The sequence below is a fragment of the Halomonas sp. NPDC076908 genome (assembly GCF_050269715.1).
Taxonomy (GTDB): Bacteria; Pseudomonadota; Gammaproteobacteria; order Pseudomonadales; family Halomonadaceae; genus Vreelandella.
This window is the reverse complement of sequence record NZ_JBNNIW010000017.1, coordinates 42,957-69,536: the sequence shown is the minus strand read 5'-3', so window position 1 is coordinate 69,536 and position 26,580 is coordinate 42,957. Positions and strand designations below refer to the sequence as shown.

Sequence of the window (26,580 nt, the reverse complement as noted above, 5' to 3'; positions counted from 1 at the left end):
TGACAATGACGTCCTTTTCACCGCGCTGGTTATCTGCACGCCGCTCTTCGTATCGGCCTTCCCGCCTGCTGCTTGCGAGCATCGCGTTGCTGTTTCTTGCTGGCTGTGCGTCTCAAGCGCCTATGGATGAAAGCGGCCGCCAAGCAGGCCAGTGGGAGCGCCAACAGGCAGATGTTGAAGCCTTTGACACCTGGACAATGGTCGGTAAAGCGGGTTTACGCACGCCTCAAGAGAATATCAGCGCTAACTTGGACTGGAACCAGCACCCCCACTACTTCCGTATGCTAATCAGCGGGCCATTTGGCGGTGGCCGCAACGTGCTAGAAGGCCGCGAAGGGCGGTTTTCGCTATCGAATAGTGATGGCCGCTTTGAGGCAGAAACCCCCGAAGCGTTGATGGAAGAGCAGCTTGGTTGGGCGCTGCCCGTCAGCGCAATGCCCGACTGGGTTCGTGGCTTACCGGGCGAGCATAATAGCTACCAGCTTGAAACCGACGAATTCGGCTTCCCGAGCCACTTGTCTCAAGACGGCTGGGAAATCGACTATCGCGACTGGGAGAGAGTTGAAGACCTGTGGCTGCCGCGCCGCATGGTCATGAACTACGAAGATGTACGCATTACGCTCGTCGTCAATCAATGGCAAGCTACCGGCGAGTAGCGCAAAGCGAGTTAGAGAAGATCTAAGAGAACCTGAATGACCGCACCGCTAACGCTTCCAGCTCCGGCTAAGCTAAACCGTATGTTGCATATTGTGGGCCGTCGACAAGACGGCTACCACACGCTGCAGACGCTGTTTCAGATCATTGATCTATGTGACTACCTCACCTTCGCTTCCCGAGATGACGGAATTATTCACTTAACGAGTGAGGTTAGCGGTGTCAGCCACGATGATAATTTAATTGTGCGTGCCGCCCGCTTATTGCAACGCGCTAGTGGCACTCACTTAGGCGCGACGCTATCGATTGAAAAACAGCTGCCCATGGGCGGCGGCCTGGGCGGTGGCAGCTCTAATGCGGCCACTGTTCTGGTTGGCCTCAATCGCCTCTGGGGACTCAATTTCTCGCTTGATGCGTTAGCCCAGCTAGCGCTAACGCTAGGGGCTGATGTCCCGGTCTTTGTACATGGCCATAGCGCCTGGGGCGAAGGCGTTGGCGAACAGCTCACCCCGGTCAGCTTAGATACACCGTGGTTTGTGATTATCCACCCTGGCATTAGCGTTTCCACGCCTAGTCTCTTCCAAGACCCGCAATTGACACGTGACAGCCGCCCCATTACTATGGCGCGCGCACTGCAGGGGGGAGCACCGGAGTGGCGTAACGATTGTGAGGCCGTAGTAAAGGAACGCTATCCGCCAATCGCGGATGCCCTTCACTGGCTTTCACAGCATGCACCCAGTCGGCTGACCGGCACGGGCGCTTGTTTATTTGCCGCTTTCGAGACACAGCAGCAAGCACAAGCAATCGCTCAATTGGCAAGTCAACGCTGGTCAACATGGGTGGCACGCGGCCTCAACACCTCTCCCCTACATGATGCTTTGGGCTATTAGTTATTACTATTAATAGCCCCGCTCTGGGCTATTAACTTTAGCCCCGCTCTGGGCAGTTGAAAACGTCTGGCCATCGCAATAGGCCATTGTTGGGGTATCGCCAAGTGGTAAGGCACCGGTTTTTGGTATCGGCATTCCCAGGTTCGAATCCTGGTACCCCAGCCAACCTAGTGTTTACACATGGCCTATTTTACACATGGTTTAAGTATGATCTGCGTTTTCTCCCCCGATCCATATCACTGCAAAGGTGGCTGCGCGTGTCAAAATTGATGGTTTTTGCTGGGAATGCCAATCCCGCACTCGCTCAAAAAATTGCCGAGAGCTTAGACAGCCGTATGGGTAACGCTACGGTGGGTCAATTCAGCGACGGCGAAATCGCAGTCGAGATCAATGAGAACGTGCGCGGCAAGGATGTTTTCATCCTACAGTCCACCTGTGCACCGACGAACGATAATTTGATGGAGTTGATTCTGATGGTCGACGCGTTGCGTCGCGCTTCAGCAGCTCGTATCACAGCAGTATTGCCCTACTTTGGTTATGCCCGCCAGGATCGCCGCGTGCGTTCTGCTCGAGTGCCGATTTCCGCTAAAGTAGTGGCCGATATGATGGTCAAAGCCGGCGTTGACCGCGTGATGACCATGGATCTTCATGCCGATCAGATTCAGGGCTTCTTTGATGTCCCGGTTGATAACGTTTACGGCTCCCCCATTCTGCTTGATGACATTGAGCGTCAGAATTACAGCGACCTCGTGGTTGTCTCGCCAGATGTGGGCGGCGTTGTGCGTGCCCGCGCCATCGCCAAACAGTTAAATGCTGATCTCGCCATTATTGATAAGCGTCGCCCCCAGGCTAACCAAGCCCAGGTGATGCATATTATTGGTGAGATCGAAGGCCGTACCTGCGTTGTTGTCGACGATATGATCGACACCGCAGGCACACTGTGCAAAGCCGGGGAAGCGTTAAAAGAGCATGGCGCCAAGCGCGTGGTTGCTTACGCAACACACCCGATTTTGTCCGGCCCGGCCGTCGACAATATTACCAACTCCGTACTGGATGAAGTGGTGGTGACCGACACTATCCCGCTTTCTGACACTGCTCGTCGTAGCGGAAAAATTCGCCAGTTGAGCGTTGCCGGCCTGATCGCAGAAGCAATTCGCCGGGTTAGCAACGAAGAATCTGTCAGCGCGATGTTCCACTAATCGCCTGACGATATAGCCCCCTTTTGGGGCCACGGAAGCGCCGTCGTCTGGTCGCGGTCTTCGGCGTATTCCTTACTTAAACTAAGAGGCAATTCCATGTCTGATTTTATCCTGAAAGCCAGCGTTCGTAACGACCTGGGGAAAGGTGCGAGCCGCCGCCTGCGTCGTGCGAACCAGTTAGTACCTGCCGTTGTATACGGTGGTGAGAAAGGCGCACAGTCTATCTCTGTAGAAAAAACTGCTTTCTACAAAGCCATTGAAGACGAGTCTTTCTTCTCCTCAGTCATCAAACTGATGATCGACGGCAAAGAAGAGCAAGTGGTTGTTCGTGACCTGCAGCGTCACCCGTTCAAACCGTTGCTGACTCACGCTGACTTCCTGCGCGTTGATGCTACTCACGAAATCACCATCAACGTGCCGCTGCACGTGACCGGTGAAGAGAAATGCGTAGGCATTAAAGATCAAGGCGGCGAACTGCACGTACTGGCCAATGAAATTGCAATCAGCTGCTTGCCAAAAGACCTGCCTGATTTCTTGGAAATCGACATCAGCAAGGTCGAACTTGGCACCACCCTGCACTTGTCTGACCTTACCCTGCCAGCCGGCGTCACTTCTGTTGACCTGTCTCACGGTGAAGAGCACGACAACGCCATTCTCAACATTACTAAAGTAAAAGTACGCGTTGAGGAAGATGAAGAGGGTGAAGGCGAAGGTGGAGCAGACGCCAGCGCCGAGTAAGCCATCCTGCTTAGCACCCTACCTGGGCCATGCCTGCATGACCCAGGTAATGCTAAACTGATGTTAAGATCAAGCGCCTCGGCGCTTGATTTTTTTTGCGAGCAACACAAACGCGCGATCAAAATTTCTCCTGGAAATTTGCTGGAGGTGGGAAGATGAGCCAGGTAATGGCCATTATTGGATTAGGTAATCCAGGTGCAGAGTATGAAGCCACACGCCATAATGCGGGCTTCTGGCTGGTAGACGCTATCGCACGCAGTGCCCATGCAGAACTGCGTCCGGAAAAGAAATTTTTCGGCCACTATGCAAAAGCACGCATGGGCAACCATGAGCTACACCTGCTTAACCCCGCTACCTTCATGAATCGCAGCGGTGCCGCAGTGGCAGCCTTGTGTCAGTTCTTCAAGCTAAGCCCAGAAAATTTACTGGTGGCCCACGATGAGCTTGATCTGCCCCCCGGCCAGGCGCGCTATAAAACTGGCGGCGGCCACGGCGGCCATAATGGTTTACGCGATATTATTAGCGCCTTAGGCGACCAGAAGCAGTTTCACCGGTTGCGGATCGGCATTGGTCATCCAGGTGAGGCGCGTCAGGTGACGAACTATGTGTTGGGTCGGCCCGGCAAAGCCGAGCAAGAAGGCATTGTTCGTGCGCTAGATGAGTGCTTAGCAACGTTACCGTTGGCTCTCGATGGCGACTGGGCCAAAGCCATGAATCAGCTACATAGCCTTAAGCCTGACTAAACCTGCCGGCACTGGCTAAGCAAGCCGGTAGATGACGGCTAGCTCATCTCGTAGAATAGCGGTTACTTTTACGCCCTATCACCTTATTCTCAGGAACATTTTATGGGTTTCAATTGCGGCATCGTCGGTCTACCCAACGTCGGTAAGTCCACACTATTCAATGCTTTGACCAAGTCAGGCATCGATGCAGAAAACTTTCCCTTCTGTACCATCGAACCGAACGTCGGTATCGTCCCGATGCCCGACCCGCGTCTTGATAAGCTCGCTGAGATCGTCAAGCCGCAAAAAGTGCTGCCGACCACCATGGAGTTTGTCGACATCGCAGGTTTAGTCGCCGGGGCATCCAAAGGCGAAGGCTTGGGCAATAAATTCCTAGCTAATATTCGCGAAACGCAAGCGATTGCCCACGTAGTGCGCTGCTTTGATAACGACAACGTTATCCATGTCGCCAATCAGGTCGATCCACGCGCTGATATTGAGACAATCAATCTTGAACTTGCGCTTGCCGACCTTGATACCGTCGAAAAAGCCAGCCAGCGCCTGGTACGCTCGGTCAAAGGCGGTGATAAAGATGCGATTGCGACCAAAGCGATTCTGGATCGCATTCAACCCCATGTTGCGGAAGGCTTCCCGCTGCGTAGTTTTGGGCTAAGCGAAGAAGAGCAGCGTCAGGTGAAGAGCTTTGGTTTTTTAACCCTTAAGCCGACGATGTACATTGCTAACGTTAACGAGGATGGTTTCGAAAACAATCCCTATCTGGATATTGTTAACGAGATCGCCGCCGAAGAAGGCGCGCTAGTAGTGCCGGTATGCAATCAGTTGGAAGCCGAAATCGCCGAGTTGGACGATGAAGAGCGCTCGATGTTTTTAAGCGAGATGGGCATGGAGGAGCCTGGCCTGGACCGCGTTATCCGCGCAGGCTACTCGCTACTAGGCCTGCAAACCTACTTTACCGCTGGCGTTAAAGAAGTGCGCGCCTGGACAGTGAAAGAAGGCGCTACCGCACCTGAAGCGGCCGGTGTCATCCATACCGATTTTCAGAAAGGCTTTATCCGCGCGGAAGTCGTTGCCTATGATGACTTTGTCTCATTAGGCGGTGAACAGGCTGCCAAAGACGCAGGCAAATGGCGCCTTGAAGGCAAGGAATACATTGTCAAAGATGGTGATGTAGTGCATTTCCGTTTTAATGTGTAAACGGAAACAGCAATAAAGCATTGACGGCTGAGGGCATTGCCAGTATCATTCGCCCCCGTTGAAAGGCTACGTAGCTCAGCTGGTTAGAGCACATCACTCATAATGATGGGGTCCCCTGTTCAAATCAGGGCGTAGCCACCAAGCTTATATCGAAAAGCCCGCTGATTCTGTCAGCGGGCTTTCTGTTTCTAGCTCAACTAGCGTTAACTCAATGTCGCGCGATTTAAAAAGCGTGTTAATGCGCGGGTTAGATACTCCACATCCTTAGTCCCTGCCGTTTCCCTAATCGAGTGCATCGCCCACTGAGGCACGCCGACATCAATCGTAGGCACGCCTATTTCCGTCGCGGTAATCGGCCCAATGGTGCTGCCGCAACCCATATCTGCACGCGTCACAAATGATTGTACTGGCACATCTGCCTCGCGACAGACATCGCGAAATAGCGCGCCTGTAACGCTATTGGTGGCGTAACGTTGGCTGGCATTCACTTTAATGACCGGACCACCGTTAATCGTCGGGCCATGGCGCTCATCGTGCTTATCGCGAAAATTAGGATGTAGCGCATGTGCGTTATCACAAGAGATCATCAGCGACGACTGAACAAGCTGAATCAACGACTCTTCACTGCCCTTTTCACTCCCTCTGCCCACCTGTGCGTTAATACGCTTGAGCACATCGGCCAAGAAGGGTCCTTGAGCGCCACAAGCGCTGGCGCTGCCTACCTCTTCATGATCATTGGCGACTAACATAGCCCCTTGTGAACCATCACAGGCTAGCAGCGCTTCAAGACCAATAAAGCAGGAGAGCAGATTATCCAACCGAGCACTCGCTACCAGCTCACGCTTAACGCCTACCAGTGATGGCGGCTGAACATCGTAAAAACCGAGTTCGAAATCTACTACTTCAATGTCGCTTAAATCATGTTGCTCTTTAAGCCACTGCACTAATAACTCAGGCAGCGTGGCGGTATCGCTTTGCATTAACACCGGCGACATTTGTGTCTGCGGGTTAATCGGACGACCGCTGTTAACATCACGATCAAGATGGATGGCTAGACTTGGCACCGTGGCAATTGCCCGGTCAACATTAAGCAGCACACTTTCCAAACGACCATCAGCGTGACGCACGTGCACCCTACCCGCCAGCCCTAAATCACGATCAAACCAGGGCGCCAGCAAAACACCGCCATATACCTGAACCCCCAGCTGCAGCCAACCAGCGGAGCGTTGAGTGGCGTTAGGTTTAAGGTGCAACCCCGGGCTATCGGTATGAGCACCAATCATACGCAGCCCCGTTAATTCCGACGCAGGCAGTTGAAATGCAATAATTGCTGAGTCATTACGGGTAACGTAATAACGCTTGCCAGGTGCAAGCTGCCAATTTGCCTTCTCTTCCAGCCGCTGAAAACCGGCTTGCTCCAATCGTGCTGCCATATTACTGGTCGCGTGCCATGGGGAAGGCGATTGACGCAGGAAATCACATAGGCGCGCTAAACGATCAGCGTTGAAAGTGTCGGACATAGAAATCCTCATAACTGTAATGATTGAGCCTCATTGCGCAGGTGACCTGCTACAATACTCCCTCGACCTACGCAACTCATGGGTCACATGCGTGTCTAGGGAAGAATGAGTGTACACAAATCCGGGAGAGCTTGACTGATGAGCTTGTTTGCAACGCTTTCGCGTTCGGTCGCTTTGGCTGTCATGCTGGTTATTACCAGCCCAGCCGCATTAGCGCAACTAGAGCCGACCGACGAACAACGCCAGGCGGCAGTGGAAATTGCGGATTCACTCCGCTACGGCCACTATGCTGATATTAATTTTGACGAAGCGTGGTCGCAGGATGCCTTCCAACGCTATCTCGATATACTTGATGGTCAGCGTGCCTATTTGCTACGCGGCGATATCGAGCCTTATCGTCACCTCGAAAACGGCATGGCAGACGCTATCTTCAGCGGTGACCTGGACGACGCTTTCGCTTTATATGACACCTTTAGCCAGCGGCAACGCGCTCGCCTAGAGTCATTACTGGCGCAGCTCGATGAAGGGCTAGATTTTGAGTTTGATAGTGATGAGCGCTTAGAAATTGATCGTGAAGACGCTCAATGGGCGAATCGTAAAAGCGAACTCGACGAATTATGGCGCAAACGGCTTAAAAACGATGCGCTCACCCTCGCATTAACTGACCAAGACAACGAGCAGATTGAAAACAATCTGCGCCAGCGTTATCAAGGCCAGCTTACCCGGATTGAACAAACCGAAACAGAAGACGTTTTTGGCGTACTAATGGCGGCGGTTACCAGCAGTATTGACCCACATACTGGCTACCTTTCCCCACGCCAAGGCGAATCATTTGATATTCAAATGAGCCTTTCGCTAGAAGGCATTGGCGCCCTACTCCAATCTGACGGCGAGTACGTTAAAGTCGCAAGCTTAGTGCCTGGCGGCCCGGCTGAGCGCGCCGGTGTTCTGGAACCCGCTGATCGCATCATTGCCGTTGGACAGGAAGATGGCGAGATGGTCAACGTTGTTGGCATGCGCCTAGATAACGTTGTTGACTTGATTCGTGGCCCCAAAGGTTCAATCGTTCGCCTGGACGTCGTACCTGCTCAAGCAGTGGATATGACACGCTCGCAAACTGTTGAAATTACCCGGGACACTGTCAGTCTTGAAGACCAGGCCGCGCACGGCGAAGTCATCGAAGTCCAGCGCGATGGTAAACCCCATCGCCTTGGCGTTATCAACATCCCCACTTTCTATGTTGATTTTGACGCCTGGCAAGCCGGAGAAGAAGAGTACCGTAGCACCACGCGCGACGTTGCTCGCGAAATAGAGCGCCTTAAAGAAGAGGGCGTGGAAGGCATCGTGCTTGATTTGCGCAACAATGGTGGCGGTGCGCTTCAGGAAGCAAATTCGCTGATTGGCCTGTTTATTGACCGTGGCCCCACCGTTCAGGTGCGTGACGCTCAAGGCCGTATCCAGCTGTATGGTGACACCGAAGCCGGTACGCTTTATGACGGCCCGCTAGGTGTGCTCGTCAACCGCCTCTCCGCCTCGGCATCTGAAATTTTTGCAGGCGCTATTCAGGACTACGGCCGCGGCCTCGTACTGGGCACCTCTACGTTTGGCAAAGGCACCGTACAAACCCTCAATGACCTTAGCCATGGTCAGATCAAATTAACCCGTGCCAAGTTCTATCGCATTTCGGGCGACAGTACCCAGAACCGTGGCGTTGAACCAGATATCACGTTCCCAAGCCTACTTGACCCCGAGCGCATCGGCGAAAGCAGCCTGGATAACGCCCTGGAGTGGGATACCGTACAGAACGTTCAATATCGTCGCTATGGCGAACCAGAAACGATGCTGGATAAGTTGATTGCGCAGCACGATGCACGTGCGCAAGATAATCCCAACTTCCGCTATCTGGAGCGCCAGTCAACACTTGCGCGCCAGCTACGCGAGCAGCACACCAGCGTCAGCTTAAATCGCGAACAGCGTCAGCGTGAAATGGAAGCCCAGGAAGCCGAACAGCTCTCCTTGGAAAACCAGCGCCGCCGCGCCCTGGGGCTTGATGAGCTGGAAGAGTGGATGGATGCCCGGATGGATGACAGCGAAGAAATAGAAGAAACTGACGCGACAGAAGATGACCCAACGGCTGTTGATAGAGCCTATGTGCTAGAGTCAGCGGAAGTTCTCCTCGACTATGCACACCTGAAGGAAACCCAACGGTTGGCAGCTAAGCGCTGATTAGCCTGCCGTTAAACAATCAAGCAAAAAAACGCCAGCCCTTAAACAGGGCTGGCGTTTTGCATAGTAACGCTTATTTCAACAGAACGCCGCACGGCGACCAGGCCGATCACCCATTTTCGTTAAGCGCTGGGTGAGCGCCGTCAATTGAACGACACTTCCCCGACTACCGGCCTGGATAATTCCCTGCGCCCACTCCGGGAGCTGAGGAGCAAGGCGATAATAGACCCACTGCCCTTCCCGCTGATCACTCAATAGCCCACACTGGCGCAACTGAGCCAAGTGGCGCGACACTTTAGGCTGCGACTCCTGCAGCGCATGGGTCATCTCACACACGCACAGCTCCTGCTCCTGGGCAATCAGCAGCACTAGCATCAAACGTGTTTCATCGCTTAAACACTTAAACACCTGCAAGGCTTGCGGTGTGTTTACGTTACCCACAATGCTCTTCCTAAACTTATTGATTATTTATCTAGTCTACGTCACTGGAGAGGCCAACAGTAACCATGCGTTCGGATACTAAACGCCAGCCACAACAAAAAGCCCAAATGCTATTAAGCAGCGGGCAAGAAAAAAGTATCGAAAATAGAAGAATACTGGAAAACTAAATGGCTCCTCGAGCAGGACTCGAACCTGCGACCCAATGATTAACAGTCATTTGCTCTACCAACTGAGCTATCGAGGAATAATGCGCTACCTGAACAGCGTATCAAGCACAGGTAGTTAAAATAAAAACTAGCAGTAGTACGGCTTGGCTCCTCGAGCAGGACTCGAACCTGCGACCCAATGATTAACAGTCATTTGCTCTACCAACTGAGCTATCGAGGAACATCATAAGCTGTTTTTCTAAAGCTGTTTTTTAAAACTTTTCTTAAAGCTTTTTTTCAAAAGCAATCGTGCTTTAAGCAGAACCATTTATCTTAAATTTCAAGAAAAATATTGGCTCCTCGAGCAGGACTCGAACCTGCGACCCAATGATTAACAGTCATTTGCTCTACCAACTGAGCTATCGAGGAACTGCTCAAACACGGTGCGTAGTATACCCATAGAAACGTGAGGGTCAAGTATCGATTGTAGATCAACGCTAGCCGCTGGTTTCCTGTATCCGTATAATACATCTACTCATGACAGCGGTCTGGACAACATACTTGTCGACCGCGCGACACTACTCCATTCATCCTCGTCCCCCGACGACTCATAGATGACAGGTACCGATGGCGAAGAAGCTCTTCATCAAAACGCACGGCTGCCAAATGAACGAGTACGACTCTTCCAGGATGGCGGATCTGCTCGGCGAATCTCACCAGCTCGAACTCACTGATAATGAGCGGGAAGCCGATGTTATTCTGTTAAACACTTGCTCTATTCGCGAAAAGGCGCAGGAGAAGGTATTTCATCAGCTGGGGCGTTGGAAAAAACTTAAAGATGCCAACCCCAACCTGGTGATTGGCGTGGGTGGCTGTGTGGCTAGCCAAGAAGGCGAAGCCATTCGCAAGCGTGCGCCACATGTGGATATGGTGTTTGGGCCACAAACTCTTCACCGCGTCCCCTCCATGCTGGATGCCCGTAGCAACAACCAGATTGCCGCAGTGGATGTCACCTTCCCCGAGATCGAGAAATTCGACCACCTGCCCAAGCCCACCTCTGATGGTGCCACGGCATTTGTATCGATCATGGAAGGCTGCTCCAAGTACTGTACCTTCTGCGTAGTGCCCTACACTCGCGGTGAAGAGGTCTCGCGCCCCTTTGAAGCGGTCATGGATGAAGTTATTCATCTTTCCGACCAGGGCGTGCGTGAGATCAACCTGCTGGGCCAAAATGTTAACGCCTACCGTGGTGAGAACCAGCTGGGCGATGAGATTGACTTGGCTGAACTAATTGCCTGCGTGGCAGCCGTCGACGGAATTGATCGCGTTCGCTTCACGACCTCCCACCCGGTAGAGTTCACCGATAGCTTAGTGGACGCTTTCGCCGATATTCCAGAGCTGGTGAGCCACCTGCACTTGCCGGTTCAGTCGGGCTCAGACCGCATTCTGACGGCCATGAAACGTGGTCATACGGCGGCCGAGTATGTCGAAAAGATGGAGCGTATCCGCGCCAATCGCCCGGATATTAGCTTCTCTTCTGATTTCATCATCGGTTTCCCTGGCGAAACAGAAGAAGATTTCGAAGCGACAATGAACCTGATTCATCAAATTGGCTTCGACCATTCGTTCAGCTTCGTTTACTCCGCCCGCCCCGGCACCCCTGCTTCTGGCCTGCCGGATGAAACGCCAGAAAGTGTTAAAAAACAGCGCCTGGCGATTTTACAAGAGCGGATTATTCAGCAAACCGCGCAGATTAGTCGTCGCATGGTAGGTAGCACTCAACGCGTTTTGGTTAACGGCTTCTCACCGCGTGACCCCGGCCAGCTTTCCGGTCGTACCGAGAACAATCGGGTGGTTAACTTCCGTGCCGCTAACCCCACCGAGCTGATCGGCTACTTTGTTGATGTCGAGATCACCGAAGCATTCCCCAATTCGCTACGTGGCGAGCTTGCCTCACCCGAGCGCTATTGATCGTTCACGTATTAACACAGGTAATTGCCCCGAGACCGCTCGGGGCAGTATGCTGAACGATACACACACTAACGAGGGGTTTCCCACTCTTGAGCCAGCCAACACCTCAGGCCAATCGCATCATTACTTTAAGCCTTGAACCCAATGAACCGCAGCGACTTGCCAGCCTTTGCGGCCAGCAGGACGAGCATTTGAAGCTGATTGAAAGCCGTCTGGATGTGACGCTGCGCAACCGGGGCAATGTGTTTCAACTGGCAGGCCCCGCTAATCGCATTAAGGCGGCAGCAAACGTGCTGGAACACCTTTATCGGGAAACCGCGTCTAGTGAGCTGGACGCAGACACCGTGCATCTCTTCCTACAGGAATCAGGACTTGAAGCAATAGAAGACGACGAGGATGGCGCGGAAAGCAGCGGTGAAGTGATCATGCGCACACCGCGCACCATGATCAAACCGCGCGGGCTTAATCAACAGCGCTATGTTTCCAGCATCCGTGAGCACGATATCAATTTCGGTGTTGGTCCTGCGGGTACTGGTAAAACCTACCTTGCTGTCGCCGCTGCGGTAGAAGCGCTTAATCAGCAGGAAGTACGCCGGATACTGCTGGTGCGCCCCGCCGTTGAAGCCGGTGAAAAGCTTGGCTTTCTACCGGGGGATCTAGCTCAGAAAATCGACCCCTACCTGCGCCCGCTTTACGACGCTCTCTATGAAATGATCGGTTTTGAGCAGGTCGCGAAGCTAATTGAGCGTCAGGTGATTGAAATTGCGCCGCTGGCGTATATGCGTGGCCGCACGCTTAACAACTCCTACATCATTCTTGATGAGAGCCAGAACACCACCCCGGAACAGATGAAAATGTTCCTGACCCGGATTGGCTTTGGCTCTACGGCGGTGATTACCGGCGACGTCACCCAGGTCGACCTGCCTAAAGGCCAACGTTCGGGGCTGATACAGGTGCTTGACGTGCTAAAAGACACCCCAGGGATTGGCGTTACTCACTTTGCTGCCAAGGACGTCGTACGCCATCCGTTGGTTCAACGCATTATCGAAGCCTACGATATGTTTGAATCTCAACAGGAAGTGGAAGAGCGTGCTCGTCGTGAGGTTCGCCAACAAGAGCGCGATGCGCGTATGCACGCACGTGAGGGCTCTTGGGATGCCTCACGATGAATGAACTCATCGTTGATCGGCAAGCGGCAATCAACGAACCCTTGCTTCCCACTCTTGCACAGCTCACCTACTGGGTGGGCTGTGTTTTTGCGCATCATCCCGATGACCCGCGCCGTGAAGTGACCATCCGATTTGTCGATGAAGCCGAAAGCCAGACCCTTAACCGTGATTACCGCGGCAAAGATAAAACGACGAACGTGCTGTCATTTCCTTTTGAGAGCCCGCCGGGGATTGACCTGCCCCTATTAGGCGATTTAGTTATTTGTCATGCCGTGGTAGCTCACGAAGCTCAGCAGCAAGGCAAATCGCTTGAGCACCACTACGCGCATATGGTTGTGCATGGCACCTTGCATTTAATGGGCTACGATCATATTGATGATCAGGAAGCTGAAGAGATGGAGCAGTTTGAGCGCGAATTGCTAGCCGAACTGAATATCCCCGACCCCTATTCAGTGGATATACATACCCCTGATGACGATAATCACTAAATGCTTAGCGTCTTTATCGTCTAATATCAGATGCGTTAAATCACCTAACAACTAATCTGGTACTATCCCCCGTTTCAGTGATAAAACAGCTATCTGGCGACGCAATTTACCTAACGACATCGCTAATGAGATAGCAACTGTCTGCCCGCAAACGAGAGAATTGACGCATGAGCGAAGACCGATCGAGCAACCCCAATCAAAAATCCTGGCTCGAAAAAATCTTTGGCGCCCTTTCCGGAGACAATGACGAACCCAGTTCACGCGATGAGCTGATGACGTTTTTACGCCATACCGCAGGTAAGTTAAAGCTGGATCAAGACGCCATCATGATTATTGAAGGTGCGCTTGAGATCAGCGATCAGCAGGTGCGCGAAGTACTGATTCCCCGCTCGCAGGTTTCCGCGATAGCGCTGGATCAGACCAGCGATGGCTACCTGCCGCTAATTCAGGAAACTGGCCACTCCCGCTACCCGGTGATTGGCGAAAATCTGGATGACGTAAAAGGCATCCTGTTGGTAAAAGACCTGTTACCGCTGCTCTCCCAGACTCAGGCTCAGCGTGATGCCTTCAAGCTAGAAGACATCCTGCGCCCGGCCATGTTTATCCCTGAATCAAAACGCCTTAACAGCCTGCTTAAGGAGTTCCGTGATACCCACAATCATATGGCAGTGGTGGTCGACGAGTATGGCGGCACCGCGGGTATTATTACTATCGAAGATATTCTTGAGCAGATCGTCGGTGATATCGAAGATGAACACGATACCGATGAAGAGGACGATATTCGCGAGATAGAGAATGGCCACTTTGCTATTCGTGCGCTGACGCCCATCGAAGACTTTAACGAACGCTTTAACGCCGAGTTCTCTGACGATGAGTTTGATACCGTTGGCGGCTTGGTGATGCAGCAGTTCGGTCATTTACCCCGTCGCGGTGAACACACCATTCTCGGCGGCTGGCGATTTGTCATTCTCAATGCCGACACTCGGCGCATTCGCCTACTCGAAGCCTACCGCGACAGCCGACGTGACGACGATGTAGACGAAGAAAAAGAGGACAAACTAGCCTAGCCAGGGCTGTTGTTTGTCGCTCCGCATTATCTTCGAACCTTATCCTTCGAACCTTTTCCTTCAAACCTTACCGACAAAAGGTTATCGCTATGGGCTTACCCCCCGCGTTTTTGTTACAGCTGCTTGCTGCCCTGGTAGCGGGCGGTTTTACCACGTTAACCGCTTCCCCCTTTGAGTTTTGGTGGTTAGGCCCCGTAGCGATTGGTTTGCTCTATGTTGGTCTACACAGCTTAACGCCTGCCCAGGCAGCGCTAAAAGGCTGGTTATATGGCGTGGCGCTATTTGCCAGCGGTACTTCCTGGGTATATGTCTCTATTCATGACTATGGCTATACCGGCGTACCGTTGGCAGTCTTCTTAACGGCGCTGTTCGTCACCATTTTGGCGCTATTTTTTGCCGGTACTTTTTGGCTATACCGGCGTTTTACCACTGCGCGACTGGCGTTTATCAGTTTTGCAGGCGCCTGGGTATTAGGCGAAGTACTGCGTACCTACCTGTTTACCGGCTTTCCCTGGCTGCTGCTTGGCTCTGGCTATGTAGACTCGCCATTGGCCGCCTGGGCGCCCGTTGGTGGGGTATATCTGCTTTCGCTACTGGTCGCACTTAGCGGCGCATTCGCCGCTGAGCTCCTGCTACGCCGCCAGTGGTGGACGCTCGCCCCCCTGGCGGCCATTTGGTTAATCCCACTGGTCTTGCCCCAGCAGTGGACCACGCCGGTAAGCGAGCCCACCCGCGTGGCACTCTTGCAAGGCAACCTACCGCAGCTATTAAAGTGGACGCCAGAAGGCCAGCGCGTGGCGGCCAACACCTACAGCGAGCTGACACGCCAAGTTGCCGATGAGGTCGACCTGATCATATGGCCTGAAACCGCTCTTCCCATGATGGAAACTCAGGCTCGGCCCGTGTTGGAACGAGTACAGGCTAACTTACCGCCTGACGTCGCTCTTCTCACCGGTATCGTTCAACGCGACGCACAGGAACGCTATTTCAATAGCGTGATTGGCGTGGGCAATGTAGAGGGCAGCTACCAAAAAGAGCACCTGGTGCCGTTTGGTGAATACCTACCGCTGGAAAGCGTGCTACGTGGTGCGATTAATTTTTTCGATTTGCCCATGTCGGCGTTTACCAAGGGCGCTGCCCAGCAAACACCAATGCAGGCCGCCGGGATTAATATTGGCAATGCGATCTGCTATGAAATTATTTACCCGCAGTTAGTCGCTCGCCGCGCCCAAGACAGCGGTGTAATCATGACGGTTTCAAATGACACCTGGTTTGGCGCTTCTATTGGCCCCCATCAGCATCTGCAGATGGCACGCCTACGAGCGCTTGAGAATGGCCGCTATGTGATTCGCGCCACCAGCAACGGCATTACCGCCATTATCGATGCCAATGGGCAAATTGTTGAGCGTGCACCGCAGTTCCAAACGGCATCGCTCACCGGTGAATTTTATGCCATGGAGGGCTTAACGCCGTTTACACGCACCGGCAGTTGGCCTGCTTGGCTACTGGCAGGACTACTGCTGTTACCCGGAGTGCTGGCTGCACGAAGCGGCCGCCAAACGCACCGCGGATAAAGCCACTTAGTCCAGAGTGGCTAACTGAAAAATGGCCCGGGTCCGTTAAAGGACGCGGGCCATTTCATTTAATTAAACGCGTATTACCAACAAAGCCATCTCCACCGAACGGGCAGCAAGCTTGGTAGGTGCGCTGTTATTTAGGCGGCGCTGTTTTTCAGCGTCGCCATATCAATCACAAAACGATAGCGTACGTCGCCTTTCTCCATCCGCTCAAAGCCTTCATTAATATTGTTGATATCGAGCATTTCGATATCACAAGTAATGCCTTTTTCAGCGCACAGTTTGAGTAACTCTTCGGTTTCGGCAATGCCACCTATCAGCGAACCGGCAACCACGCGACGCTTAAACACCAGGTTGAACGCTTCAATAGCTGGTTCAATGGGCTCCAACAGCCCAACGATAATGTGCGTGCCATCATACTTCAGCGACTTAAGGTACGGGTTGAGATCGTGCTGCACGGGCACGGTGTCTAGCATGAAGTCGAAGGTTTCAGCGACTGCGTCCATCTGCGCTTGATCGCTGGAAACGACGACGTGGTCAGCGCCATTACGCTTGGCTTCTTCAACTTTCGCGTCAGTACGCGTGAATACCGTCACTTCAGCACCCAGCGCTTTGGCCAGTTTAACGCCCATGTGGCCTAAACCACCCATACCGATCACGCCCACTTTGTGGCCTTTAGCGACGCCGTGATGCTTCAGGGGTGAATAGGTAGTAATCCCCGCGCAGAGAATCGGCGCTGCAGAAGCTAGATCAATACCATCAGGCATTTGCAGCACGAAGTGCTCGCTGACCACGATGGAGTCGGAGTAGCCGCCCTGAGTAATGGTGCCATCCTGGCGGTCTTCGCTACCGTAGGTCATGGTAAAGCCTTCCAGGCAGTACTGCTCGACGCCATCTTTGCAGGCAGAGCAAGATCGGCATGAATCGACCATGCAACCCACACCGACTAAGTCTCCGGCTTTGAAACGCGCGACTTTATCGCCCACAGACGTAACGCGGCCGACAATTTCATGGCCCGGCACAACAGGGTACTGGCTCATGCCCCAGTCGTTGCGCGCAAAGTGCAAATCACTATGGCAGACGCCACAGTAGAGAATTTCAATGGCGACATCATCGGCGCGCGGCTGGCGGCGATCAAAATTAAACGGTGCTAAGGGCTTATCAGCAGCAAATGCCGCATAGGATTTGGCTTGACTCATCAGTAAAACTCCATCGTGTCTTCATAACACTGCTTATCAATCAGCAGTAACGCTCGCGTGCGAGGCATGTAGACAGTATTCGCCTAATGAGCAGGGATAGCGATGATTGAAACTACGAGATTTTTACCAATTACTCCGACACAGCGTAATAAAATAACAAAAATAGTGGAAAAATAGCTATGATCATACAAAAGCCACTAAAAACGAGTGATGTAGTTATGGTCACCACTGCTCAGGCTGGCAATACGCTAGCCAACGTTATCTCCCCACTTGTTAAAAGCGATGGCATGACGGTGACTCCTCTGCCCGGCGTGTCGCTGCTTTACCTAAGCCGCCATCAAGTGCGCACGCCGCTCCTCTATGAGCCCAGCCTAACCATCATTGCCCAAGGGCGTAAAATAGGTTATCTGGGGGATCGCGAGATCCTCTACGACCCCGGTCAATACTTAGTGCAAACATTGCCTCTGCCGTTTGAGTGCGAAACCTATGGCTCTCCAAAAGCCCCTCTGCTGGGTATTTCAGTACGTTTGGACCCGGCGCTATTAAGTGAAATGGTAACCGCGATGGGTGATACGAGCGGTCATGTCCTGGCACCGCTGCCGATGGCCTCCGTGGCCATGACAGAGGGCATGCAAGACGCCGTGTTGCGCTTAACCCGCACGCTGCATGTGGAAATAGAGTGCCGCACCATGGGCACAGCGCGCATTCGCGACGTGGTTTTTGAAGCGCTGAAGGGGGAGCAAGGCGAAGCGCTAAGGGCGCTGGTATTAGGGCATGGTAACTACTCACGCATCGTGCAGGTGCTATCTAAGCTTCACAGCCATTTTGCTGATGACTTTAGCGTGGAGCAGTTGGCTTCTCAGGCCAACATGAGTACTTCGACGTTCCACCAGCACTTTAAGCAGATTACTCGCGCCTCACCAGCACAGTACTTAAAACGCCTGCGGTTGATCAAAGCGCAGCAGTTGCTGCTACAGGATAATCACAACGTTAATCAGGCCGCTGCGGCGGTTGGATACCGCAGCGTGCCTCAGTTTAGCCGCGACTATAAACGCTACTTTGGCGAGTCCCCGCTGCAGCATCGCCGCCAGGAGCAGTCCTTAAGAGCTTAGAACAGACATTCTGTGTTGGGATTATTTCGCGCACACTGTTTGGCGAACACCCTTTATTTGCAAAGCCAATTATTTAGCAAAGACTTGACTCATATCTTTAAACGCCTTGAACTCTAACGCATTACCGCATGGGTCGAGTAGAAACATCGTGGCCTGCTCACCCACTTCGCCTTTAAAGCGAATATAGGGCTCAATCACAAATTGCGTCTCACGCGCTTTCAAACGCTCGGCTAGGGCTTCCCATTCATCCCACCCTAAGATCACACCAAAGTGAGGCACCGGTACATCGTGCCCATCGACTGGATTAGAATGAGCGCTCTCTTGGCCAGGCGTTTTGGGCTGCTCATGGATCACTAGTTGGTGACCAAAGAAATTAAAGTCGACCCACTGTTCACTGGAACGCCCCTCTTCTAAGCCAAATACGTCATTATAAAATGCACGTGCCAGCGCTACATCGTATACAGGAATAGCCAAATGGAAGGGTGAAAGGCTCATCGTCGTCTCCAGCTTATTAGTTTTGGGGATGAGTGGCACTTTATGCTGCCACGCTGTATTCATCCTAGGACGATGCATGGGAAAATAAAATCAATATATATTTGGCTGGTTCACAAAAAGGATTTATCAATGATCCGCGAGCTAAAAACATTACTAGCGGTAGCCCAGGAAGGTACCTTTGCTGCAGCAGGCAACAAAATCGGCCTAACCCAAGCGGCGGTGAGCGCGCAAATGAAACGCCTGGAGGAGGAGCTGGGTATCGCGCTGTTCGAACGTAAAGGCCGAGCGGCCATACTGACCCAACGGGGACAGGAAACGCTGCAGCAAGCCCATGCCTTGTTAACCCTCTACAGCACGCTGGGCGGCTCCGGCACAGGCCAACCCACGACGCAACGTATCAATATTGGCGCCATTGCCTCGATACAGCGATCGCTTTTGCCTGGCGCCCTGGCACGCTTTCATCATACTTTTCGCGAGTGCCGCACGCGCGTAGTGCCTGGGCTCTCTATGGAACTGGTAAATCAGGTCGATGCAGGCGAACTGGATATGGCGGTGATCATTCGCCCACCCTTTTCGCTGCATAGTGATTTACGCTGGACACCACTTGCCCATGAGCCTTTTCGCCTCATCGCGCCCGCGCATATTAACGGCGACCAATGGCGTGAACTGCTAGCTACCCACCCATTCATACGCTATGACCGCGCCTCCTTTGGTGGTCGCCAGGTCGACCGTTTCCTACGCGACAACCACTGCAAGGTGCACGAGGTATGCGAGGTGGACGAGCTAGAGGCCATCGTTAAACTCGTCGCCAAAGGGGTAGGCGTTGCCTTAGTGCCTCAGGCAATAGCCCAGCAGCACTGGCCTGATGAAGTGCGTGCGATTGATTTAGGTGAGCGAACCTTTCACCGCGATATAGGATTGATTCACCCTACCAGCGGACATCTTAGCGACCCCGCCCGGGCACTTGCCCAACTCATTAGTGATACTGCCCAGCAACCGGAACACAATCGCTAAATAAAAGCAGATATAAAATAGCCATAAAAAAAACGCTACCCCCGATCAACGAGGATAGCGCCGTTCAACTTAGCGGTTAAATGCTATTTGAAGAGACCGTTACACTTCTGTTAACGCATCTTCCTGGGTTTCGCTTTCAGTGCCCTCGGTTGGTTCGTCCTCGCTTGATTCATCATCGACCGTCTCATCAGATGCGTTGTCTTCTGCAACTGACGGTTGATCGCTCACATCACTATTTGCAGCCAGATTTAATGGCTCATCTAAATTAAGCGTTTGCGCGGTATAAGCACGCACTTCGCTTAACAGCTCAGGATTTTCCGATAAGCGCTGGCCATAAGAAGGCACGATTTGGGTTAGCGTTTCCTGCCACCGCGCACTGGCGACCTGCTCAGGGAAAACGCGGTCAAGCAGGTTTAGCATGATGGAAGGTGCCGTTGAGGCTCCGGGGGATGCGCCTAACAAGGCGGCAATCGAACCATCTTCAGCACTGACAATCTCAGTGCCGAACTGCAATACCCCACCCTGCTCTTCATCATTTTTAACAATTTGCACACGCTGGCCAGCTGTCCACAGCTCCCAGTCATCCTGGTTGGCCTCAGGGTAGTACTCTTGCAGCGCTTCAAACCGGTCACCTTCAGACATCAGCACTTGGCCTACTAAATAGCGCACAAGGTTAAAGTTATCCAACCCGACTTCCATCATCGGCCAGGTATTATTAAAGGTCATGGAGCTAAACAGATCCGTCCATGAGCCCTCTTTTAGAAACTTGCTAGAGAAAGTAGCAAAGGGACCAAAAAACAGTGCGGGCTCGCCATCCAAATAGCGTAAATCAAGGTGAGGAACGGACATAGGCGGGGAGCCTTCGCCCGCTTTGCCATACACTTTCACAAGGTGCTGAGAGACCACATCAGGATTAGTGGTGTAAAGGAATTGCCCGCCCACTGGGAAGCCCGCATAGGCTTTTGCTTCAGGAATACCCGACGCCTGCAACAGCGGTAATGCAGCGCCACCAGCACCAATAAACACAAAGCGGGCATTAACGCTGGTTTCTTCACCGCTAGCCAGATTGGCAACGGTTACTTTCCAGGTATCGTCATCATTACGCTCTAAATCGCGCACTTCACTGCTAAGACCCAACGTAAAGTGGACGCTTTGCGCCAATGAATCAACCATCTGACGCGTTTGCGCACCGTAGTTCACTTCGGTGCCCATTTGCATACGCGTGGCGGCGACCGGCGTATCGTTGTCCTCACGGCCCGCCATAACAAGCGGCATCCACTCAGCAATCTCTTGGCGGTCTTCAGAGTACTCCATGCCCGCATAAAGAGGATTTTGTACCATAGTGGCATGGCGTTCGCGAAGAAACGCTACGTCATCCTCCCCCCACACAATGCTTGCGTGGGGCACCGTGCTAATGAATGATTCCGGCGCGTCAAGCATGCCGTTATCAACCTGATGCGACCAAAATTGACGAGACACTTCAAACTGCTCGGTCACATTCACCGCGCGCTGAATGTCGACACTGCCGTCTTCTTGCTCAGGGGTGTAATTCATTTCACAAAAAGCGGAATGACCGGTACCGGCATTATTCCAGGCGTTTGAACTCTCGTCGGCGACTTGATCCAAACGCTCATAAAGGTGGATATTCCACTCGGGCTCAAGCTCTTGTAGATAGGTACCTAAGGTTGCGCTCATAATGCCGCCGCCAATTAACACCACATCAACAGGCTCATCTGCGGCAAGCGGCATAATGGTTGCCAACGCGAGCAGCGGTGAGCAGAGTAAAAGGCTAAAACGTTTTTGCATGTCATGTCCCTGACGATACAGAAAGGACGCGCCGGAACGATAGGCGTCCGGCCTCGGAGGGGGTATTATTTGTCGACTAAAGTCTAACAAAAATACGCCATCTCGGGAACATGCAACCTTACTTAAATGAGAATGAATGGAATTTAAGCTATGAAACCAGAGGATTTGGAAAAGCTCGTCACTCGTACCATGCCGTTTGGAAAACATGCAGGCTGGATTATCGCCGACCTTCCCGGCCCTTATCTAAACTGGTTTGCCCGAGAGGGGTTTCCGTCCGGTGAGATTGGACAGTTACTGCATTTAATGCACGAGATTGATCACAATGGGCTTGGCCCTTTGTTAGACCCACTGCGCAAAACGCCCCATCAGCGTAGCGATAGTTAATGGGAAAGCTTTTCTCGCTCGCCAATAGCTCGCTCAAACTCAGTGCAGTAAGCCGCTTCGTGCAGCGCCTTATCGGTGGGAAAGCGCCCCAATTCAGTGGCTAACTCAAAAAAGCCCGCGCCAGGCAAACCATCGCCCCGACGGCTGACGACCAGCGCTGCAATAAAGGGCTTTTGCTGCGCAGCATCCTCGCGCATTAGTTGCTCAAGCGCCTGAGTCACCTGGGCAATAGTGCGCGGCGGCGTCAACGCTAGTGCGACGGCGACCTGTTGATAGGTCATTGGCAGTGCGTCACGCGGTACACTTAGCAGTAATTGACGTAGCGGGACTGCGTTATTAGACATAAACACCTTTTCGTCAGGTTTTATAAAGCTAAAAATATGACCACGCATTAGCCACATTTGTGCTAAGAATAGCTCAAATGTTTTACTGAATACGTTGTGGTATGGAGAAAACATGGCAACGCGACTAACAGCCCCACGCCCTCGCGGCGGTCGCTGGCCACGCGTACTGGCCGGCCTAGCCACGCTACTGCTAGTAGCGGCAGTAGTGTTGATGGCGGGGGCAGGCCCAGCTTATCGTGGCGAACTGATCACGTTAGGAGAGGCCTTTAACTTACTGCGCAACGGCGTTTACGCCGCTGGCGCAGCAGTAGCGGTGAGTATTATTGCGCTGCTGTTTAGTATGTTTGCACGCCGTTTTGCCCCCGCCTTGGTGGGAACGCTGGTCATAGTGGGGGCTGCAGCGCTGCTTTACGTGCCTTGGCAACACTGGCAACGCGCTCAAGACGTGCCTGCTATTCACGATATAACAACCGACATGCAGAACCCACCTACCTTTGAAGCATTGGTCGAGGCCCGTGAAGCAGCACCTAATGCGGTGGACTACCCCGGCGACGCCACTGCCCGCCAGCAGCAATCGGCCTATCCGATGGTTAAGCCGCTGGTCGTGAATGCCGCGCCGCAAATGGTATTAGCGGCAGCTCAATCAGAAGCCGAAGAGGCTGGCTGGCGCATCGCTCAGATCACCGATAGTCGTATAGAAGCCACCGCCACCACGCGCTGGTTTGGTTTTGAGGATGACATTGTTATCCGCTTAACGGAAATTGACAGCGGCGTTCAGGTGGATATGCGCTCAGCGTCAAGACTTGGCGCCAGTGATGTAGGCACCAATGCGGCGCGAATTGAAGAGTTTTTGAGCGCGCTAGCAGCTCGGCTCGAATAGAGCTTTTTTAGAGTAGCAAGTTTAGTGCAGCGAGCCTGCGTTACGGCTGCTTTCACGCGCTAAAATGTGCTCAGCATCCAGCGTCGCGATGGACACTTGATGTTGAATGGGAATATCGCCTGTTAATTGCAGTGCTTGATAACGCAGCGCACACACGCGTAAAAATGAGGTGAAATTACCTAGATCATGCCCAGCATCAATGGACTCATGATAAAGACGGGTAATCATTTGCGCGGTGTTCATCGCGTCCCGCTGGGCAATCTCTTCAAGAATGTGCCAAAAGTAATTCTCCATTCGCACACTGGTCACCATGCCATCAATACGCAACGAGTGCGTTGCGCTGCGCCATAGCTCAGGGTCTGCTTGAATAAAGAGTTTACACATGGGCGTTGTCTCTGCGCAGGTGAGTAATAAGCATCGTAATCTCCTACCCCACTATGAGCATAGCGGGCTATCGCTGAATGTGCCCAGCGGAGGCTGGGCACGAACGTCGTAATAGCTTATCTGGCATATTCACTTATTTAGCAGAACCATAAATTGCGCTAGCCAAGCTGGGTGAGCAGGCCAGGCGGGAGCAGTCACCAAGTTGCCATCGGTTACCGCGTCGGTCACATCGAGGTTGGCAAAATGACCGCCAGCAAGCTCTACTTCCGGTTGACAAGCCGGGTAAGCGGAGCACTGTTTTCCTTCGAGCACCTTGGCAGCAGCTAATAGCTGCGCGCCATGACAAATGGCGGCTACCGGTTTATGGGTTTCAAAAAAATGCTGAACCATCGTTAGCACTTCTTTGTTTAGGCGAAGATACTCCGGCGCGCGACCACCAGGGATCACCAGGGCATCGTAATCGGCGGGGTTAATGCTGGCGAAATCAGCATTGAGAGCAAACCTGTGGCCAGGCTTCTCAGAGTAGGTTTGATCGCCTTCGAAGTCATGAATGGCTGTTGCTACCGTATCGCCTGAGGCTTTGCCGGGGCACACCGCATCAACGCGATGGCCGACCGCCATCAATGCTTGAAACGGCACCATGGTTTCGTAGTCTTCGGTAAAGTCGCCGGTGATCATTAAAATGCGCTTGCTGCTCATCTCAGTCTCCTTATCGTTATTTATCGAGAGCACACGCCGAGCGTGTGAAATGAGACTAGCAAGCGCTTTTCACCATCGGGTAGTAATCGGTTACTACAGGGTAACTTCCTCATTTTGCGGCAGTGCAAGATGGCGCTGCCCTGCCCCTTGGCTTACACGAAAGCGCCCTACCAGGGTGTGCATGTCGCCAGCACGGTCATCCAGCGTATGGCTAGCGGTAGTAGCCTCTTGCACCAGGCGAGCATTTTGGTGGGTCACTTGATCCAATTGCGAAATCGCCTGATTGATCTGATCAATACCCGCAGATTGCTCGTGAGTTGCTCCTGCAATTTCGGTGACGTAGCGAGTTACCTCGCCAAGGCTATCAATAATGTCCTGTAGATGCTTGCTTGAAGCATTCACAAGCTGCTCACCCTCGCTAACTTTGGCAACACTATCATCAACCAAGTGGCGAATTTGCGCTGCTTCCTCTGCGCTACGCCCTGCAAGCTTCCGTACTTCCTGGGCGACCACGGCAAAGCCTCGCCCCTGCTCGCCTGCCCTTGCGGCTTCAACGGAGGCGTTTAGCGCCAATAGATTGGTTTGAAAGGCGATATCGTCAATAGCCTTAATGATTGAGGTGATCTTTTCACTCGCTTGGCGGATATCGCCCATCGCCTGAGTGGTGCGCTTAGCAACGTCGCCGGCTGAACGCGCGCGCTGATCAACGCTACCGCTCGCGTCTTTGGCTTGGTCAGCGTACTCGGCGGTTTGCTTAACGGTGGCCGTAATCTCTTCAAGACTTGAGGCTGTTTCAGCCAGCGATGCCGCCTGTTGATCAGTACGCTGGGAGAGGTTTTCATTACCCGCAGCAATTTGGCGGCTACTCGACGCGATGGCTTCAGCGCTTTCGCGAATTTGCGCCACCATGCCTTCAAAGGTATCCATCATGTTATTAAATGCTTGGGCAGTTTGGCCTACTTCATCGTTACGCTTCAGCTCAAGGCGCATGGAAAGATCGGCATTCTCCCCTGCCGCCCCGCTAATATCTTCCATTTGGCGACGCATGGCGACCAGCGGACCAAGCACGCGCACCAAGGTACGCCAGCCAAAGATCGCCAGCAGCACAATCACCACCAGGGTTACTATAATCAATAACGAACGGCCTGCATTGGCTAACGTCTCAGCTTCTGTCGCAGCACTATCTGCCTGCCCAACGGTATATGCTTCGACATCGCTCAGCGCCCCACGCATTTGCTCCATGGCTTGAGCAACGTTGATTAACGCTGCCTGCACCTGAGCGTGTAGCTCAAGCTGCTGTAAGCGCAGCGCGTAAACAGCGTTGTCATCTGACACCATCAGCCCTTCAAGCTCTACAATGACGCCATCCAAATCATTGATAAGCGAGCGCTGCTCCGCTTCCGTGCTAGGCGCCGCCGCAATGGCCGCCAATGACTGGCGAGCAAGACCCACCTGCTGGGAAATCTCGTTATGGCGCAAATTAACCAGCGCATCGGCACTGCCCATTTGCATCATCTGACGCCCAAGGTCCGATAACATCGCTAACGCCATGCGCGCATTACCGCTTAAGCGTCCAATATCAGCTTGAACCATAAACATATTATCGAGTAATTGTGTCGGCAGTGTGGTCATGCCGTCTTCACGCCACGCTTCCATTAACTCACGCTGATTCCTATCGCTACGAACCTGCGCCAATGCTGTGCGCCCGGCCATATCTTCGGCACTAAGCATCACTTGGGTAATTAACGCTTGCATAGCTTCTATACGTTCGGCCATCTGCGTTTGCAAACTCAGCTCTTCACGGCGTACTGCCTCCAGAGCCGCATCGCCACTTAGCAGCGCTTGATAATGGCTGTCTAAAGTATGCAAGCTTTCGGATTGATCAACCCCTTCAAGCCCTTGCCGTGCGCTACGAAAGCGTTCATCCAGTGCCGTTTGTGAGGTAATCTCATCAAGGCTTGTTGAACTTTCTGCAGCCAATAAATCCGCATGGCGTTGCCCAAATGCGCCCATGGTCAGCACCATGCCTCGGCTGGCATCCTGCAGCGGCAACACCTCACCGGTAATATAGCGCTGCGAGTCAATCAGTCGTTGATTGGTGGTCCAGCCCGTAGCCGCCAGTACCACTGCCCCTAGCACCGCCGCTAAAAACAGACTGATCAACATGGCTCGAATACTTAACGTCTTTTTCATTATCGAATTTCACTTGTGTCAGGGGTCATGCAGATAATGTGTAGGGG

General features: G+C 52.9%; 25 protein-coding genes and 5 tRNA genes. 18 read left to right on the top strand and 12 right to left on the bottom strand.

What is annotated here, in order from left to right; translation table 11 throughout:
- The first annotated feature begins 5 nt into the window (after positions 1–5).
- The 8 genes from lolB (at position 6) to ACQKE4_RS11675 (ending at position 5,559) form a co-directional block, all read left to right on the top strand.
- The gene (gene lolB / locus ACQKE4_RS11710) at positions 6–656 is read left to right on the top strand and encodes a lipoprotein insertase outer membrane protein LolB (protein WP_427388544.1); all 651 of its coding nucleotides are present in this window, start codon (positions 6–8) and stop codon (positions 654–656) included.
- Positions 657–692: 36 nt separating this feature from the next.
- A complete protein-coding gene (gene ispE, locus ACQKE4_RS11705; RefSeq protein ID WP_427388529.1) occupies positions 693–1,544 on the top strand; it encodes a 4-(cytidine 5'-diphospho)-2-C-methyl-D-erythritol kinase in 852 nt (283 codons plus the stop codon).
- Between the two features lie 90 nt (positions 1,545–1,634).
- A tRNA-Gln gene (locus ACQKE4_RS11700) sits at positions 1,635–1,709 on the top strand.
- A 92-nt stretch (positions 1,710–1,801) separates the two neighbouring features.
- Complete coding sequence (locus ACQKE4_RS11695; protein ID WP_427388527.1) at positions 1,802–2,743, top strand: ribose-phosphate pyrophosphokinase; 942 nt, start codon at positions 1,802–1,804, stop codon at positions 2,741–2,743.
- 96 nt (positions 2,744–2,839) lie between these two features.
- The gene (locus ACQKE4_RS11690) at positions 2,840–3,481 is read left to right on the top strand and encodes a 50S ribosomal protein L25/general stress protein Ctc (protein WP_427388526.1); all 642 of its coding nucleotides are present in this window, start codon (positions 2,840–2,842) and stop codon (positions 3,479–3,481) included.
- Positions 3,482–3,636: 155 nt separating this feature from the next.
- Complete coding sequence (pth, locus tag ACQKE4_RS11685) at positions 3,637–4,224, top strand: aminoacyl-tRNA hydrolase (protein ID WP_427388524.1); 588 nt, start codon at positions 3,637–3,639, stop codon at positions 4,222–4,224.
- Positions 4,225–4,326: 102 nt separating this feature from the next.
- Positions 4,327–5,418 carry a redox-regulated ATPase YchF gene (ychF, locus tag ACQKE4_RS11680; RefSeq protein WP_427388523.1) on the top strand — a complete coding sequence of 364 codons (1,092 nt, stop codon included), beginning with the start codon at positions 4,327–4,329 and terminating at the stop codon, positions 5,416–5,418.
- 64 nt (positions 5,419–5,482) lie between these two features.
- A tRNA-Met gene (locus ACQKE4_RS11675) sits at positions 5,483–5,559 on the top strand.
- 62 nt (positions 5,560–5,621) lie between these two features.
- Here ACQKE4_RS11675 and ACQKE4_RS11670 read toward each other — a convergent pair.
- Positions 5,622–6,938 (bottom strand): M18 family aminopeptidase, encoded by a 1,317-nt coding sequence (locus tag ACQKE4_RS11670; protein WP_427388522.1) that lies wholly within the window; start codon positions 6,936–6,938, stop codon positions 5,622–5,624.
- Positions 6,939–7,076: 138 nt separating this feature from the next.
- Here ACQKE4_RS11670 and ACQKE4_RS11665 point away from each other — a divergent pair, with 138 nt between their 5' ends.
- Complete coding sequence (locus tag ACQKE4_RS11665; protein ID WP_427388521.1) at positions 7,077–9,164, top strand: carboxy terminal-processing peptidase; 2,088 nt, start codon at positions 7,077–7,079, stop codon at positions 9,162–9,164.
- A 78-nt stretch (positions 9,165–9,242) separates the two neighbouring features.
- Here the strand turns inward: ACQKE4_RS11665 and ACQKE4_RS11660 are convergent, their stop codons facing one another.
- The 4 genes from ACQKE4_RS11660 to ACQKE4_RS11645 form a co-directional block, all read right to left on the bottom strand.
- Complete coding sequence (locus ACQKE4_RS11660) at positions 9,243–9,608, bottom strand: metalloregulator ArsR/SmtB family transcription factor (RefSeq protein ID WP_427388543.1); 366 nt, start codon at positions 9,606–9,608, stop codon at positions 9,243–9,245.
- A gap of 165 nt (positions 9,609–9,773) precedes the next feature.
- Positions 9,774–9,849 (bottom strand) — tRNA-Asn (locus ACQKE4_RS11655).
- Between the two features lie 67 nt (positions 9,850–9,916).
- A tRNA-Asn gene (locus tag ACQKE4_RS11650) sits at positions 9,917–9,992 on the bottom strand.
- Between the two features lie 112 nt (positions 9,993–10,104).
- Positions 10,105–10,180: transfer RNA gene (locus ACQKE4_RS11645), tRNA-Asn, on the bottom strand.
- Positions 10,181–10,378: 198 nt separating this feature from the next.
- Here ACQKE4_RS11645 and miaB point away from each other — a divergent pair.
- The 5 genes from miaB (at position 10,379) to lnt (ending at position 16,020) form a co-directional block, all read left to right on the top strand.
- Positions 10,379–11,722: a tRNA (N6-isopentenyl adenosine(37)-C2)-methylthiotransferase MiaB gene (gene miaB, locus ACQKE4_RS11640; protein ID WP_290839414.1), complete on the top strand. Its 1,344-nt coding sequence runs from the start codon at positions 10,379–10,381 to the stop codon at positions 11,720–11,722.
- Between the two features lie 89 nt (positions 11,723–11,811).
- On the top strand, positions 11,812–12,891 hold the full coding sequence (locus tag ACQKE4_RS11635) for a PhoH family protein (RefSeq protein ID WP_427388520.1): 1,080 nt from the start codon (positions 11,812–11,814) through the stop codon (positions 12,889–12,891).
- Positions 12,888–13,379 carry an rRNA maturation RNase YbeY gene (ybeY, locus tag ACQKE4_RS11630; RefSeq protein WP_427388519.1) on the top strand — a complete coding sequence of 164 codons (492 nt, stop codon included), beginning with the start codon at positions 12,888–12,890 and terminating at the stop codon, positions 13,377–13,379. Before ACQKE4_RS11635 ends, ybeY begins: the two co-directional genes overlap by 4 nt.
- Positions 13,380–13,546: 167 nt before the next feature.
- Positions 13,547–14,446, top strand: a complete 900-nt coding sequence (locus ACQKE4_RS11625) for an HlyC/CorC family transporter (protein ID WP_427388518.1) — start codon at positions 13,547–13,549, stop codon at positions 14,444–14,446.
- Positions 14,447–14,535: 89 nt separating this feature from the next.
- Positions 14,536–16,020, top strand: a complete 1,485-nt coding sequence (gene lnt, locus ACQKE4_RS11620) for an apolipoprotein N-acyltransferase (protein WP_427388517.1) — start codon at positions 14,536–14,538, stop codon at positions 16,018–16,020.
- Positions 16,021–16,160: 140 nt separating this feature from the next.
- On the opposite strand, the gene ACQKE4_RS11615 is transcribed toward lnt, so the two are convergent.
- Positions 16,161–17,222, bottom strand: coding sequence for an NAD(P)-dependent alcohol dehydrogenase (locus ACQKE4_RS11615; RefSeq protein ID WP_427388516.1), 1,062 nt, complete (start codon positions 17,220–17,222; stop codon positions 16,161–16,163).
- Positions 17,223–17,440: 218 nt separating this feature from the next.
- Between ACQKE4_RS11615 and ACQKE4_RS11610 the strand changes: the two genes are divergently transcribed.
- Positions 17,441–18,334 (top strand): AraC family transcriptional regulator N-terminal domain-containing protein, encoded by an 894-nt coding sequence (locus tag ACQKE4_RS11610; protein WP_427388542.1) that lies wholly within the window; start codon positions 17,441–17,443, stop codon positions 18,332–18,334.
- 69 nt (positions 18,335–18,403) lie between these two features.
- Here ACQKE4_RS11610 and ACQKE4_RS11605 read toward each other — a convergent pair whose 3' ends face one another.
- Positions 18,404–18,829, bottom strand: coding sequence for a VOC family protein (locus tag ACQKE4_RS11605; RefSeq protein WP_427388515.1), 426 nt, complete (start codon positions 18,827–18,829; stop codon positions 18,404–18,406).
- Positions 18,830–18,958: 129 nt separating this feature from the next.
- Here ACQKE4_RS11605 and ACQKE4_RS11600 point away from each other — a divergent pair, with 129 nt between their 5' ends.
- Entirely contained in the window at positions 18,959–19,843 is an 885-nt protein-coding gene (locus tag ACQKE4_RS11600) for a LysR family transcriptional regulator (protein ID WP_427388514.1), read from the top strand.
- Positions 19,844–19,942: 99 nt separating this feature from the next.
- Here ACQKE4_RS11600 and mqo read toward each other — a convergent pair whose 3' ends face one another.
- Entirely contained in the window at positions 19,943–21,649 is a 1,707-nt protein-coding gene (gene mqo, locus ACQKE4_RS11595; RefSeq protein ID WP_427388513.1) for a malate dehydrogenase (quinone), read from the bottom strand.
- 150 nt (positions 21,650–21,799) lie between these two features.
- Between mqo and ACQKE4_RS11590 the strand changes: the two genes are divergently transcribed.
- The gene (locus tag ACQKE4_RS11590; RefSeq protein ID WP_427388512.1) at positions 21,800–22,033 is read left to right on the top strand and encodes a DUF3820 family protein; all 234 of its coding nucleotides are present in this window, start codon (positions 21,800–21,802) and stop codon (positions 22,031–22,033) included.
- On the opposite strand, the gene ACQKE4_RS11585 is transcribed toward ACQKE4_RS11590, so the two are convergent.
- Positions 22,030–22,377, bottom strand: a complete 348-nt coding sequence (locus ACQKE4_RS11585) for a hypothetical protein (RefSeq protein WP_427388511.1) — start codon at positions 22,375–22,377, stop codon at positions 22,030–22,032. The genes ACQKE4_RS11590 and ACQKE4_RS11585 overlap by 4 nt on opposite strands.
- 112 nt (positions 22,378–22,489) lie before the next feature.
- On the opposite strand from ACQKE4_RS11585, the gene ACQKE4_RS11580 reads away from it, so the two are divergent.
- A complete protein-coding gene (locus ACQKE4_RS11580; protein WP_427388510.1) occupies positions 22,490–23,257 on the top strand; it encodes a DUF1499 domain-containing protein in 768 nt (255 codons plus the stop codon).
- 21 nt (positions 23,258–23,278) lie between these two features.
- Here ACQKE4_RS11580 and ACQKE4_RS11575 read toward each other — a convergent pair whose 3' ends face one another.
- The 3 genes from ACQKE4_RS11575 to ACQKE4_RS11565 form a co-directional block, all read right to left on the bottom strand.
- The gene (locus ACQKE4_RS11575) at positions 23,279–23,641 is read right to left on the bottom strand and encodes a ribbon-helix-helix domain-containing protein (protein ID WP_427388509.1); all 363 of its coding nucleotides are present in this window, start codon (positions 23,639–23,641) and stop codon (positions 23,279–23,281) included.
- Between the two features lie 129 nt (positions 23,642–23,770).
- Positions 23,771–24,340, bottom strand: coding sequence for a DJ-1/PfpI family protein (locus ACQKE4_RS11570; protein ID WP_427388508.1), 570 nt, complete (start codon positions 24,338–24,340; stop codon positions 23,771–23,773).
- Positions 24,341–24,433: 93 nt separating this feature from the next.
- Entirely contained in the window at positions 24,434–26,533 is a 2,100-nt protein-coding gene (locus tag ACQKE4_RS11565) for a methyl-accepting chemotaxis protein (RefSeq protein ID WP_427388507.1), read from the bottom strand.
- Positions 26,534–26,580: the final 47 nt, after the last annotated feature.

What these genes read in the sequence shown, in the direction of transcription:
- ACQKE4_RS11605 (WP_427388515.1), bottom strand. Translation starts at nt 18,829, where the DNA reads ATGAGCCTTTCACCCTTCCATTTGGCTATTCCTGTATACGATGTAGCG.
- ACQKE4_RS11590 (WP_427388512.1), top strand. Translation starts at nt 21,800, where the DNA reads ATGAAACCAGAGGATTTGGAAAAGCTCGTCACTCGTACCATGCCGTTT.
- lnt (WP_427388517.1), top strand. Translation starts at nt 14,536, where the DNA reads ATGGGCTTACCCCCCGCGTTTTTGTTACAGCTGCTTGCTGCCCTGGTA.
- pth (WP_427388524.1), top strand. Translation starts at nt 3,637, where the DNA reads ATGAGCCAGGTAATGGCCATTATTGGATTAGGTAATCCAGGTGCAGAG.
- ACQKE4_RS11625 (WP_427388518.1), top strand. Translation starts at nt 13,547, where the DNA reads ATGAGCGAAGACCGATCGAGCAACCCCAATCAAAAATCCTGGCTCGAA.
- mqo (WP_427388513.1), bottom strand. Translation starts at nt 21,649, where the DNA reads ATGCAAAAACGTTTTAGCCTTTTACTCTGCTCACCGCTGCTCGCGTTG.
- ACQKE4_RS11615 (WP_427388516.1), bottom strand. Translation starts at nt 17,222, where the DNA reads ATGAGTCAAGCCAAATCCTATGCGGCATTTGCTGCTGATAAGCCCTTA.
- ACQKE4_RS11690 (WP_427388526.1), top strand. Translation starts at nt 2,840, where the DNA reads ATGTCTGATTTTATCCTGAAAGCCAGCGTTCGTAACGACCTGGGGAAA.
- ACQKE4_RS11585 (WP_427388511.1), bottom strand. Translation starts at nt 22,377, where the DNA reads ATGTCTAATAACGCAGTCCCGCTACGTCAATTACTGCTAAGTGTACCG.
- miaB (WP_290839414.1), top strand. Translation starts at nt 10,379, where the DNA reads ATGGCGAAGAAGCTCTTCATCAAAACGCACGGCTGCCAAATGAACGAG.
- ACQKE4_RS11665 (WP_427388521.1), top strand. Translation starts at nt 7,077, where the DNA reads ATGAGCTTGTTTGCAACGCTTTCGCGTTCGGTCGCTTTGGCTGTCATG.
- ybeY (WP_427388519.1), top strand. Translation starts at nt 12,888, where the DNA reads ATGAATGAACTCATCGTTGATCGGCAAGCGGCAATCAACGAACCCTTG.
- ACQKE4_RS11565 (WP_427388507.1), bottom strand. Translation starts at nt 26,533, where the DNA reads ATGAAAAAGACGTTAAGTATTCGAGCCATGTTGATCAGTCTGTTTTTA.
- ychF (WP_427388523.1), top strand. Translation starts at nt 4,327, where the DNA reads ATGGGTTTCAATTGCGGCATCGTCGGTCTACCCAACGTCGGTAAGTCC.
- ACQKE4_RS11575 (WP_427388509.1), bottom strand. Translation starts at nt 23,641, where the DNA reads ATGTGTAAACTCTTTATTCAAGCAGACCCTGAGCTATGGCGCAGCGCA.
- lolB (WP_427388544.1), top strand. Translation starts at nt 6, where the DNA reads ATGACGTCCTTTTCACCGCGCTGGTTATCTGCACGCCGCTCTTCGTAT.
- ACQKE4_RS11580 (WP_427388510.1), top strand. Translation starts at nt 22,490, where the DNA reads ATGGCAACGCGACTAACAGCCCCACGCCCTCGCGGCGGTCGCTGGCCA.
- ACQKE4_RS11600 (WP_427388514.1), top strand. Translation starts at nt 18,959, where the DNA reads ATGATCCGCGAGCTAAAAACATTACTAGCGGTAGCCCAGGAAGGTACC.
- ACQKE4_RS11610 (WP_427388542.1), top strand. Translation starts at nt 17,441, where the DNA reads ATGGTCACCACTGCTCAGGCTGGCAATACGCTAGCCAACGTTATCTCC.
- ACQKE4_RS11570 (WP_427388508.1), bottom strand. Translation starts at nt 24,340, where the DNA reads ATGAGCAGCAAGCGCATTTTAATGATCACCGGCGACTTTACCGAAGAC.
- ispE (WP_427388529.1), top strand. Translation starts at nt 693, where the DNA reads ATGACCGCACCGCTAACGCTTCCAGCTCCGGCTAAGCTAAACCGTATG.
- ACQKE4_RS11670 (WP_427388522.1), bottom strand. Translation starts at nt 6,938, where the DNA reads ATGTCCGACACTTTCAACGCTGATCGTTTAGCGCGCCTATGTGATTTC.